The 12,055-nt window shown below is 45.8% G+C and carries 10 protein-coding genes; 9 read left to right on the forward strand and 1 reads right to left on the reverse strand.

Annotation, left to right across the window (positions count from 1 at the left end; translation table 11 throughout):
• Window positions 1–54: 54 nt before the first annotated feature.
• From HNR77_RS03370 to HNR77_RS03390, 5 genes are all read left to right on the forward strand, one after another.
• Entirely contained in the window at window positions 55–1,167 is a 1,113-nt protein-coding gene (locus tag HNR77_RS03370) for a glycosyl hydrolase family 8 (RefSeq protein ID WP_184180771.1), read from the forward strand.
• Window positions 1,168–1,174: 7 nt separating this feature from the next.
• Window positions 1,175–2,050 carry a diguanylate cyclase domain-containing protein gene (locus HNR77_RS03375; RefSeq protein ID WP_184180773.1) on the forward strand — a complete coding sequence of 292 codons (876 nt, stop codon included), beginning with the start codon at window positions 1,175–1,177 and terminating at the stop codon, window positions 2,048–2,050.
• Between the two features lie 19 nt (window positions 2,051–2,069).
• Window positions 2,070–2,213 carry a hypothetical protein gene (locus HNR77_RS03380; RefSeq protein WP_184180774.1) on the forward strand — a complete coding sequence of 48 codons (144 nt, stop codon included), beginning with the start codon at window positions 2,070–2,072 and terminating at the stop codon, window positions 2,211–2,213.
• Complete coding sequence (locus tag HNR77_RS03385; RefSeq protein ID WP_184180776.1) at window positions 2,206–3,501, forward strand: glycosyltransferase family 2 protein; 1,296 nt, start codon at window positions 2,206–2,208, stop codon at window positions 3,499–3,501. The genes HNR77_RS03380 and HNR77_RS03385 overlap by 8 nt, the downstream gene beginning before the upstream one ends.
• 254 nt (window positions 3,502–3,755) lie before the next feature.
• Window positions 3,756–4,490 (forward strand): class I SAM-dependent DNA methyltransferase, encoded by a 735-nt coding sequence (locus HNR77_RS03390; RefSeq protein ID WP_184180778.1) that lies wholly within the window; start codon window positions 3,756–3,758, stop codon window positions 4,488–4,490.
• Between the two features lie 786 nt (window positions 4,491–5,276).
• Here the strand turns inward: HNR77_RS03390 and HNR77_RS03395 are convergent.
• On the reverse strand, window positions 5,277–6,068 hold the full coding sequence (locus HNR77_RS03395; protein WP_184180780.1) for an ABC transporter ATP-binding protein: 792 nt from the start codon (window positions 6,066–6,068) through the stop codon (window positions 5,277–5,279).
• Window positions 6,069–7,301: 1,233 nt separating this feature from the next.
• Between HNR77_RS03395 and HNR77_RS03400 the strand changes: the two genes are divergently transcribed.
• From HNR77_RS03400 to HNR77_RS03415, 4 genes are all read left to right on the forward strand, one after another.
• Window positions 7,302–7,991: a hypothetical protein gene (locus HNR77_RS03400; RefSeq protein ID WP_184180782.1), complete on the forward strand. Its 690-nt coding sequence runs from the start codon at window positions 7,302–7,304 to the stop codon at window positions 7,989–7,991.
• Window positions 7,992–8,499: 508 nt separating this feature from the next.
• The gene (locus tag HNR77_RS03405) at window positions 8,500–9,405 is read left to right on the forward strand and encodes an ABC transporter permease (RefSeq protein ID WP_184181269.1); all 906 of its coding nucleotides are present in this window, start codon (window positions 8,500–8,502) and stop codon (window positions 9,403–9,405) included.
• A 28-nt stretch (window positions 9,406–9,433) separates the two neighbouring features.
• On the forward strand, window positions 9,434–10,315 hold the full coding sequence (locus HNR77_RS03410; RefSeq protein ID WP_184180784.1) for a carbohydrate ABC transporter permease: 882 nt from the start codon (window positions 9,434–9,436) through the stop codon (window positions 10,313–10,315).
• Between the two features lie 132 nt (window positions 10,316–10,447).
• The gene (locus HNR77_RS03415; protein WP_184180786.1) at window positions 10,448–12,043 is read left to right on the forward strand and encodes an extracellular solute-binding protein; all 1,596 of its coding nucleotides are present in this window, start codon (window positions 10,448–10,450) and stop codon (window positions 12,041–12,043) included.
• The last annotated feature ends 12 nt before the right edge of the window (window positions 12,044–12,055 follow it).

Raw genomic sequence — 12,055 nt, forward strand, 5'->3', positions numbered from 1 at the left:
CTTGTCAGAAGAGGTTCTGCTGCTCTGTCTTATATCCCTGTCAGGAGGAATGGTGTGAAATTTATTTTTCGCAATAAACGCTCATGGTACATACTGCTGCTTGCCGCCTTGTCTGTGGCGATTTTACTGCTTTGGAGGGAGCGGTTTGTGATGGATAAGGTTTCGCCTACAGCTGTCTTTATTGAAGAGCATATGACGAATCCCAATGGTACACTGGCTACCTATCTGAAGGATGCGGTGTCTGAGAGAGCGGATATCGTAGCAGGAAGAGAGGCATTGTCAGAATCGCTGGGGCTGTGGATGCAGTATGCTTTGGCAATGGATGATGAGCCCATGTTCCAGAAGGCTTATTCACAGCTCCAGACGTATTATGTGAACCGGCCTGACCTCTATATCGCCTGGAAGCTGGATACGCAGGGCAAGGCTCATGTAGCGACCAATGCGCTGGGTGACGATCTGCGAATTATGGGAGCGCTGCTGCAAGCGGCTGACCGCTGGGAGCAAGGCAGAGCAGCAAAGCTGGCCACAGCATCGGCTCTTGCAAGAACCTTGACACAGCGAACCGAGCAGCGGGGGTACATGGTCGATTTTTACGATTTTGAAGGCAGACATTCCACCAATACGTTAAGTCTTGTCTATATCGACCTGCTCGCACTGAAAGCGATGAGAGATCATCAGATGCTGGAACCGAATGCTTATGAGCGCTACTTCAGCGTACTGCATAAAATGCCTGATGATGGACTATTCTATCCGAAGAGCTTTGATGTTATGAACGAGATGTATACCTACGATACCAAGGTGAATCTGATTGATCAGCTCATCGTGGCGAATCATGTGATGGAGTCAGGGAACAGACCTGACAAGCTTATTGCTTTTCTGAAAAAAGAGTTCGAGACTCGGGGACAGCTTCCCGGCCAGTATGAACGCACAACTCGCACACCAGCCGTGAACTACGAATCAGCTTCGGTGTACGGCCTCACGATGCTGCTTGCTGTTCGTTCAGGTGATGAAGCTTGGGCCAAACAGCTGTACAAGCATATGATCACATTGCGGGGTCAGGATTCTCGTTATCCGGGCGGTTATGTGTTTGATGGAAACACACATCTGTTTGATAACCTGTTTCCGCTTCTCGGGGAAACGGCTTTGTATAATTTGCTGAAAAAGTAGGGGACCTATGAAAAATAACGCGATTACCCATCGTCTTGCCTGGGGATATGCCATTTTGATCGGCCTTGCCATCTTGCAGCAGCTTCTGGTGTATCTGCATCTGTACATGAATCAGAGCTATACCCTGCTTCATATCGTTTTAAGCACCGCATCACTTGCGGCGCTCGCTTTAGGACTTTTACTACCTGTTGGTGTATCGGTTGTCCTTGGTTTTGTATATCTGGTCATTTATTTTGTGTGGCTGGTGACGTTTGCAGATTCCAATATACTGGTGTTTTCGTGGTGGCTGCTTATCCCGGCGAACCTGGCGATCTCAGCTGTTATCAAGAGAAGGCTGGTGCGGAGCGCACGCATTATTGAACGTCTGGAGCAGATGAAGGACTACAATCCCGAGATTGATCTGGACACGACACTAGGCAACAAGCAGGCGCTTGGAGACACATTAATCAAACAGAGCAACCTTGCCCGCCGTTATTCAGATTGTTATGGATTCTGCATTGCCATGTTCAAGATTGAATTTCTGCCGCTTGTAATGGAGTCGCTTGGTTCCGTACGATATGCGCAGTTTTTGCTAGAGATTTCTGAGACGATCCAGAAGCAGATTCGCTATGAGGATTACAAATTTTTTGTAGACCGCGGCCGGTTTGTCATTCTGTGTCCGATGGTGAATGCAGATTATTTACCGATGCTGACACGCCGGATCAAAAAAAATGTGATGGATCTGGAAGTGCTCGACAAGCGGGGGAACGAACTGCAGACGGTAATTAAATCCGGTGCACTCGTGTTCCAGAAGGAGCAGTTCAGCAAGTATGACAATATTGACGCTGTGCTTGCTGCACTGGAACGTAATACGGAGACGGATCTGATTGGAGAATACATCTAACAGGAAGGAGCGGGGACGAATGGATTATATGACGTGGTTTATCCCGATCTGTATTGCTGTCAGCTGCATCTTAGCTGTATTTACGATCCTGTTAACCATCGCGACGCTTCGTTTTCGCTCCAGAGTAATCCGCAGGTATGATCGGAGGAAAACGGGTGGCTGACATCATTCTGATCTTGTCGATATTCAGTATCTGGATTGCTGTATTTGAATCGATTGTTATTATGGCAGGTGCGATTCGTTTTATTCGCAAGCAGGAGAAGAGAGGTATTCAGATTCCGGAGAATATGGATCATTATCCAACCGTCACGGTGATGGTACCCGCTCATAACGAAGGGCTTGTCATTGTGGCAACCGTGGAGCACATTCTGCGTTTGAATTATCCTGAAGACAAAATCCAGCTCATCGTCATTGCGGATAATTGCACGGATGATACGGCAGAGCGGCTGCACACCTTTCTCGGTCAAACGAGTTATGTGCATCGCAATGTTACCGTTCTCGAGCGTAAAGGCACCGGGGGCAAGTCTGGCGCGCTGAACGACGGGCTGGGGCTGGCGACGGGAGAATGGATCTGCATATTTGATGCAGACGCCGCACCCGAGCGTAATTCACTCATGTTTCTGGCACAAAAATCCCTGGAAGACCCTGAACGCTATGGTGTCGTATTTGGACGGAACAAGGCACGTAACCGCGGGCAAAATTTCCTCTCCAAATGCATCAATCTGGAGATTATAACTTCCCAGCGTGTATACCACACAGGACTGTGGGAGCTGTTCAAACTTGGAACCATTCCGGGCACGAATTACATTATCAAAAGCAAGCTTATCCGCGAAATCGGCGGCTGGGATGTGACCGCCATTACCGAGGATACGGCTCTGTCGTTCGAGATTATGAACCGCGGCCAGCTGGTCGCGCTTGCACCGCAAGCGGAGGCGTATCAGCAGGAGCCGGAGCAGCTGCGTGTATACATGAAGCAGCGAGAGCGCTGGGCGAAGGGCAACTATCAGGTTGTACTGGATAACATTCATAACCTGTTTAATCGTTCAAGCTGGCGCAACAAATTGCTGGTGCTGTACTATGCGGTCAGTTATTTCTGGTTTATGCTGGCGATTATCGTGTCGGACATCATCTTTGTGGTGAACCTCGTGTACCAGGTCATTGCCATCTTCAAACCGGAGGTTCAATCGCCATTCCAGTTTGCCGGCGATGCCTATGTGTATCTGGTTATTGGCTGGGCCTTGATGTACTTTATCTATGTGCTGCAAATCAATCTGGCGCTGGCAGCGGATATCGGGCAGAGCAACACCCGAAATTTCATCTATGCGTGTGTATCGTATTTTACCTATGCGCAGCTGTTCATTCTGATCTCGATTCGCGCCTTCTATAACCTGCTATTGGACAAAATACGCAAACGCGAGAGCAAATGGTACAAAACGGAACGCTTTGGATAGACCCTATCCCCTTTATAGAAGGGGAAAATCCGGTGATCAAGGCGAAGCCTATGCTTCCGATGCAGCTTTCTTTCAGAAAGCCCAAAAAATAGAAGCATTCAGGCGTTAAGGCTGTTTACGGATAATAATCCGTAAGCGGTCTTTTTTGTCATGGCGGCAGGTTGTTATATTTGGTATACTTTTACAGATAATGGGCGGCAAAAGAATGTGTTAATGAGCGTCACATGAATGTACGGAATGGAGGTTGATAAAGGATGAGTGAAAAGGGCTCGGATTTTTATGATAATGATGCTGTATTTCAGACGTATATGGAACACCGCCAAGGACGGGACAATGCCAATGATACACTGGAGAAGCCGGTTATGCTGGAGTTGATCGGGGATGCCTCAGGCAAGAGCATTCTGGATCTCGGCTGCGGGGATGCGAGATTTGCCGCAGAGCTGCTGGGAGAAAGGCACAAGGGCTCGGCCTATACAGGCGTTGAGGGCTCAATCAATATGGTCACAGCTGCCCGCGACTCGGTTAAGGGGTTAAATGCCCGAATCGAGCACTCTTATCTGGAGGAATGGACTTATCCCGCCGATACATATGACCTTGCGATATCAAGATTGGCTATTCACTATATTGAGGATGTGAACACCCTGTTCCGGAGAGTATATGCTACGCTGCGTAAGCAGGGGCTGTTTGTCTTCTCGGTGGAGCATCCAGTCATCACTTCAACGCTTCAGCCTTTAGGCATGCGTACGAACTGGGTTGTGGATCAATATTTCGTTGAGGGGTATCGGGAGCAGCAGTGGCTGGGGGGGTCTGTGAAGAAAATGCACCGTTCTATAGAATCCTATTATACTGCGCTGCAGCAGGCCGGATTCCGTGTGGAGCAGCTGCGTGAATCTGCACCGCAGCGTGCCTACTTCACGGATGAAGAGACCTATGAGCGAAGAAAACGCATCCCGCTATTCCTGTTCCTGGCGGCGCGTAAACCGGATTGAAGTAAAACCGGAAGCCGGGAAGGCTGGATGCGAGGATCGCAAGAGTTAAGTTATACTCAGTTAAACCAAAGTTCTGCACAGAAAACCGTGGATAACACAACATATAGGAGTAAAAAGCCCAAAAACTATCCACATGTGGATAAGATTTTGGGCTTTGTTTATTTTTTTATCCCCAAAGTCAGCTTTTTCAGGCTTTTCTGTCCTCATCAATCCAGACGTAATTGGCCAAAAATTTGCCCATCTCCCATGGCAAGTTTGCCACTACGAGCGCTAACGATCAGGAGAAGCCTTATTTCGGAATAATCGGACTTTGGAAAATTCTAACGATTCACAGAGACGCTATTCGGCTGAGATCAACCTGTTTATGAGCATGATTCAGGATTTTGAATGGAATAAGGTTTCTGGAGACCGTTAGAATTCTGATGCCCCCGATTCAGGGCAAATAAGCTTCCTGGAGATCGTTAGAATTCCACCTCCTAGGGCGTGTCTTGAAACCTACTGAAGTGCATCGTTCCCCCTTTTTCGCCCCCTGCTACGTCACTTCCCCTTGACGTGCCCCGGCACACCTGCGGGAAACTTCCTGGCTTGGAACGAAAATTAGGCAAAATTGGCTTTCTTCAGCGTTTTCAGACACGCCCTGATTGAGCAGCCTGCCTATGCTGTATTCTGCCCCATTACAGTCCTTTTTGACGATCATGGACCGATTTTGTGTATTGGTCAGGTTCTAAAGCCGTCGATTCTGTAATTCAATTTGTATAGCTAGAATTTGTATAGCTATATAGCTTGCTATTTCTGGTCTTGGCACGATGCCGCCCGGACATAGACCCGCTCACCATGCCGATCCACCTCTACCGGTGCTTCGAAGAAATTACTTAACACATCCTGAGTCATCAGCTCCTCCGTGAGCCCGTTCCCGAAGACTTCTCCCCGCCTGAGCAGAAGACTATGCCTGAAAACAGGAAGTATCTCCTCGGTATGGTGCGTTACATAGATCAGCGAAGGAGTATCCGGGCGTTCGGTCAGCTCCTGAATACTGTGCAGCAGATGCTCACGGGAGAATAGATCGAGTCCATTGCAGGGCTCGTCCAGAATAAGCAGCTGCGGGTCCGCCATCAGAGCGCGGGCAATGAGCAGCTTCTGCTTCTCCCCTTGAGAGCAGGTACGGTATTCGCGGTCCCACAGATGCTCACAGCCAAGTGTCTGCATCCAGTGCCTGGCCTGTTCCAGATCCTCACCTTCCAGCTTGTCATATAAACCAATTGTGGCGTGTTTGCCGCTGATGACCACATATTGTGTGCGGTCGGTCGCATACAGCTTCTCTTGCAGGGAAGAGCTGACCCAGCCGATGGACTTCCGTAATTCTCTCAGGTCCACACTGCCATATTCATGGCCGAGCACCGAGATGCTGCCTTCCGTAGGCCACAGGTAGCCAGTGATCATGTTGAGAAGCGTTGTTTTGCCAGAGCCGTTCAGGCCAAGCAGCGCCCAGTGTTCGCCCTTGTTTACACGCCAGCTGACATCGTGCAGCAGCGTGAGCGGACCTCTTTTCCAAGTGACATGCTGTACATCAATCATCATTTGACTATTCCTCTCTCTGTTAAATATCGCTCGTCCTGATCCTCATCTTATTGTATTGAACCTAATGTGGAAGTTTCAATAGCTTGTCAGGCTTTAGCGGGTTGATCACCTCGGATATTTTTATTCAAATTGAACAGAGGATTATTAACACGTACACTCCGATGACAGAATGACTTTCCAATCGCTGTTATCCACAGATTTTTTTGATTCCATTTTCTCCTAGGAAATATTCCGGTGATAACGTTCCGCTTTTTCAGGTTTTTTCTTTTTCTCTCCGTTTCTGTGTAATTGATTAGTTCAACTTAGACGGATTTGTCATCAAAGGATGCCATGATGCTAAAGTGAGAGGGATTTATGTAAGTGTCATAATTGAATTATTATATCATTTTGTAATTTATGGGATGGTAATGATTAAGTTGCATAGCTAAGGTATAAGTGAGATTATTTCAAGCAACTTCTTCTTTTATATACATAATGATAAGTGATATTACAAAATAAGAGATTAGATAGACGGAAAGTACATCACTGAGATAATAGATTGTTTTATCAAAAAACAAATCATGTATTATGGAGCCAAAGAGAGAGTGGCGTAACAATTGGGCGGGATTCAGCTTAGGTTTTTTGATGGTATATAGTGTGAGAACTGCACTACTATCAATCCAGAGCAGGAGAGCAACCGGCGAACCGGTTGCCTGGAACAAATCATAACTAAGCCCTATTAGCATTATGAGTACTCTTAACCTTGATCGTTTAAATGCAAAATTTGCATAGATAGTCAAAAATCAATTATATAACAGGAAGGTAGAATGAAAGCTATTTTTTATATCATTTATTGGACCTTACGCTGAGGACAGCTACAGGTATCCACTGTTGTATACACGTGGAGAGGGTTACAGTTCAAGCAACATATTATTAAATGAACAGTTAACTTTTATTTCTTTTAGTCCAGGATCTAAATAACAGATTAGTAACTGTACCTACTACCAAACTAAAAATGACTACATACATCAAGAGTTGCGCGATTACAGAAAAGTAATCATCTGTTTTAACTATATTAACTACTCCAATAATCAATGTAATAAAAAACACAATAACATAATCTAATATTCTAAATTTTTTCATTGTTCCACCTCCTTTTTTGTATTTTAACACATATATATGGAAATATGATGCAGATAATGATATTGTAATATTTGTTATAAAAATAAATTAATTACTATGGAGGGAATGTAAATGAAAAGAACATTTATTAGTAGTACTGTTGCTGTAGCACTGATGTTTTCTTTGGGTACTACTGTATTTGCAGATGAGGTTAAATCCTCAAATGTCAACGTAAGCAACAGTGTCCAAAAGATTCAGGATCCTCAGATACTAAAGGAGATTAAAGAACTCGATGCAAACAATCTGGAGAAAATTGCTGAAGTCTTAGATGGTATCGAAATAAACGAAGAGAACCCAGTGACAAGGCATGAATTTGCAGATGGGAGTGCAATCGAAGTTAGTATTAATGTTACCCCAAGTTTGACTGCCCAAAAAAGAGTTTCTGGTGAAATCTCCCCTTTCTTAGCAGCTGGTGAATATACAGCTAGTGTTACGATGAAGGGCGAAAGCGTTGTGACTGGTGGGAATATGTGGGTTTATACACTTAATCAGAAATATAAAACAAATGGTACGAAAATCACATGGAATGAGGGATCTCCTTATGGAACTTTTGATAAAGTATGGTATAGCCTTTGGGGAATAGACAGTGAAACTCTTAGTGTAACTAGTAACCCTGGTTATCCTGATGGTATTTGGGCAACTGGAACCGTTAAACTTAGCTGGGATATTTGGGAAGGGAATAACATACAGCCTATCAATATCAAGCTCACACTTAGTATTAAAGGTGATGGTACTTATACTGGTTACACAGCATGGCTTTAAGTTCTTAAAAAAACAGATAGAACCACAGGTGGAAATATGTGGTTCTATCTGTTTTTTTCTTTACAACCATGAGAGTTATTCCCAAATGGAAATCTTGACGTCGTAAAAGTGGTTGTTTTTATATTCGGGTTAGCCTCCTCTAAAAGGAAGCGATAATAGATGGTTTTGTCAATACTACAGATTACTCAGATTGAATGTTAACTTCATAATTTTTTACAGATCACTAATTTTAATATTGCTAAACGATGAGGACTCTGATAAGATGGGAAAAAGTTTATGTAAGCGTATACATTTAGAGTTAAATTACAACGTTGTAATTTTTGGTGGAATGTCGACGCTTTAAGTTGAACTGCATATTATATGCTTGTTTATCAAAGTGATTACTTGATTTTTAATTCTATCTCAGATGTTGGTGTACGTTGGGAAAAGAGATGGGATTTTATTTTTAAACAAAAATTCAAACGTTGTAATTATGAGATGAAGGGGAGTGTTTACGTTGAAAAAACGCATGTCTACGCTGTTCAGCCTGATTCGGCGGGATAAGTATTTGCTGCTGATGTTTTCACCCATTTTTCTGTATTACGTTATCTTTATGTATCTGCCGATGCCTGGTGTGCTGTTGGCATTTCGTAATTTTATGCCCGGGCAGGGCATGTTTAGCGGAGAGTGGGTGGGCCTGCGCTGGTTTGAGCAGTTTGTGAACTCGATTTACTTCTGGCGACTGCTGCGCAACACCTTTTTGCTGGCTTTTCTGCCGCTCTTGTTCGGTTTCTCCATCCCCATTCTATTTGCAGTCTGCATCGTAGAGATTAAGAACCGCACCTTTAAACGCTTCGCGCAAACCGTAACCTATCTTCCTCACTTTATCTCCACCGTCGTGGTGGCCGGGATGATTATCAACTTTTTGTCACCTACAGACGGTATTGTGAACACCCTCATCGCAAGTCTCGGCATGGAAAAAATAAATTTCATGATGGACGCCGGCTGGTTCCGCACCATCTTCACCAGTTCCGACATTTGGCAGAGCTTTGGCTTCAGCTCCATTATCTACATCGCAGCCATCATGGGCATTGATCCCGAAATGTACGACTCTGGCAAAATCGACGGCGTGAACAAATTTCAAGAGCTGTGGCATCTAACACTTCCAAGTATTAAACCAACGATTGTCATTCTGCTGCTTCTGTCGCTCGGCGGCATTATGAGTGTAGGCTTCGAGAAAGTCTATCTGCTCTATAACGGGGCCACGTATGAAACAGCGGACGTGCTGTCCACCTACGTATACCGGATGGGGATCGAGGGCCAGAACTATGGCTTCGCAACTGCCGTCGGCCTGTTCAACTCCATCATCACGTTTGTGCTTGTTTTTGCAGCCAATTCCATGACCCGCCGCCTGACCAAAATGTCACTCTGGTAAAACCACACTGAATCAAAGGAGAGCCTGTATGCAAAAATCGAGAAGTGACCGATTGTTCTATGTCTTTGTCTACCTGCTGACCATCCTGGCCGTTGTTGTCACCCTGTATCCGTTCCTGTATGTGGTCAGCATTTCCTTCAGCTCGGTGGACGCTATCGACAAGCAAAAAGTGGTGCTCTGGCCTGTCGGTTTCACACTTTCAGGATACCAGATGGTGCTGCAATACAAGGAACTGTGGGTGTCGTTCTATAACACCGTCTGGTACACCGTTGTAGGCACGCTGCTGAATATTGTGGCAACCTGCCTGGCAGCATTTCCATTGTCGAGGCAGCAGTTTTTCCTGCGGCGCAAGCTGAACTTTTTCATCGCCTTTACGATGTATTTCTCCGGCGGACTTATCCCGGTCTATATGATGATTACGTCACTCGGACTATACAATACCCGCTGGGTAATGGTGCTGCCAGTGCTGGTGATTACATTTAACGTCATGATCTGCCGCTCTGCCTTTGAAGGCATTCCGAATGAGATATTTGAAAGTGCCAGCATTGACGGTGCGAATGAGTTAACGATGCTGTATCGTCTTGCTGTTCCAATCATCAAACCTACGCTGGCCGTACTGACGCTGTATTATGCAGTATTCCACTGGAACAACTTTTTCTCGGCCCTGCTGTATCTGGGCAAACAGGATATGCAGCCCCTCCAGATGTTCCTGCGAAGGGTGCTGATTATGGCCTCGCCAGAGGTTATGCAGAAGATGGGCGGTACGATGACATCCGGTGCACTGGCGGTTTCAACGCTGCAAGTTCGTTATGTATCCATCGTGGTCAGCATTCTGCCGATCGTGATGATCTACCCGTTTATCCAACGGTACTTCGTTAAGGGCATCACCCTCGGAGCCGTGAAAGGATAGATTTTGTTACCCAAGCAGCATCGTTAGGAAGAAAGGGAGTACGTTTTTTTTCAGGGAGTTCGAGGTTGATGCGGAGGATTCAAGGGTTTTTGAGGGAGTTCAAAATGGTTCCATACCAAGGAGGAATGATGGATGAAAGTCAAAGGGGCAGGAAGAAAAAGTGTAATTGCAGCAATACTCGCGATCAGTTTGGCGGGTTGCAGCGGGGGAACAGGCGCAGGAACGGATGCGGGGAATACACCTGCCAGCTCGGAGCCGGCATTCAATTATACAGGTGCAGGACCTGTAACGGATCAGCCGGATGCGAAGCTGTCGATTCTGGCAACCAATGCATGGACAACAAACGTGGACTTGTCTACCGCCGCTATCGTTAAGAAAATCGAGAGCAATGCGGGCGTGAAAGTGGATTGGGATCTGATCCCTCCTCAAAACTATGCGGATGCTGTTAATCCAAGACTGGCTGCTGGTACAGGACTCCCGGATATCGTGTATCTGCCGGATCAGGATCAATTGATGAAGTACATTAACAGCGGTCTGTTTATTCCGATTAATGATCTGGTGGAGAAGTACGGCGTTAATCTCAAAAAAATATATGAAAAGTCGCCATCGGTTAAAGCCAGTTTAACAACGCCAGATGGTAAAATGTATTATGTTCCACAGCAGACGCTGACGCGTAACTACATGCCTGTGTTCATGGTCAATGAGCGCTGGTTGAAAAAGCTGGGCTTAAATGAGCCGACTACACTCGATGAGTTTACAGCGATGCTGCGCAAATTTAAAACGGAAGATCCGAACGGCAACGGCAAAGCGGATGAAATTCCACTGTCCATGGAATCGAAGTTTGTGCCAATGGCCTTCGGTCCGGCCTTTGGACTTGATCTATCAAACAATTTCTATGCAGATGATCAAGGTAAAGTACACTTCAGCTATTATGAGCCAGCCTACAAGGAATACCTGACGTATTTGAATGGTCTGTACAAGGAAGGTTTGCTTGGGGTGGACTATGCGAGCACCACGAGCGACCAGGTTACGTCACGGATCTCGCAGGATGTAACCGGGGCAACGTTTAATTTTAGCTGGTATATGTCGATGGTTTACAGCCCGCTCTTCAAGGATTACAAGCCGGAAGAGCCAATTATCAAAGGCATTCTGCCATTAAAAGGGCCGCATGGAGACCAGTTCTACATCGGGCGTACGCCAGTCAGCGGCATCTTCGGAATTAGTAAGGATAGCAAAAATCCGGAGCTGGCATTCCGCTTCCTGGATTATGCGGTCAGTGAAGAAGCACAGACCTATTACACTTGGGGCATCAAGGATGACACCTACACAGAAGAGAATGGCGAGAAGAAGTTTACGGATAAAGGTAAAGACAATGAATATATCCAGAAGCTCGGGATCGGTCCGGTCAATCTGCCAAACATTCAATCCACCGATTCTGCGGATTCCATCGTAGCTCCTTGGCATGCGAAGCTGGATAAAGAATTAGAGAAATATGTTCGTGAGCCGTTCCCGTTTGTGTATGCTCTGCCGGATGAAGCAAGCGTAGAGAGCATGTCGATGCCTGACATCACCACGTATGTAGAAGAGATGAACTTCAAATTTATTAGCGGTGACGCAAGCCTGGATCAGTTTGACAATTATATCGAAACACTGAAAAGTATGAATGTTGAACAGGTGATCGCAGGCAGACAGGCACAATATGATCGCTATAAAGCTGCACAGAAATAGGATATAGGTTTC

Source organism: Paenibacillus sp. JGP012 (genome assembly GCF_014203995.1).
GTDB classification, from domain to species: domain Bacteria; phylum Bacillota; class Bacilli; order Paenibacillales; family Paenibacillaceae; genus Paenibacillus; species Paenibacillus silvae.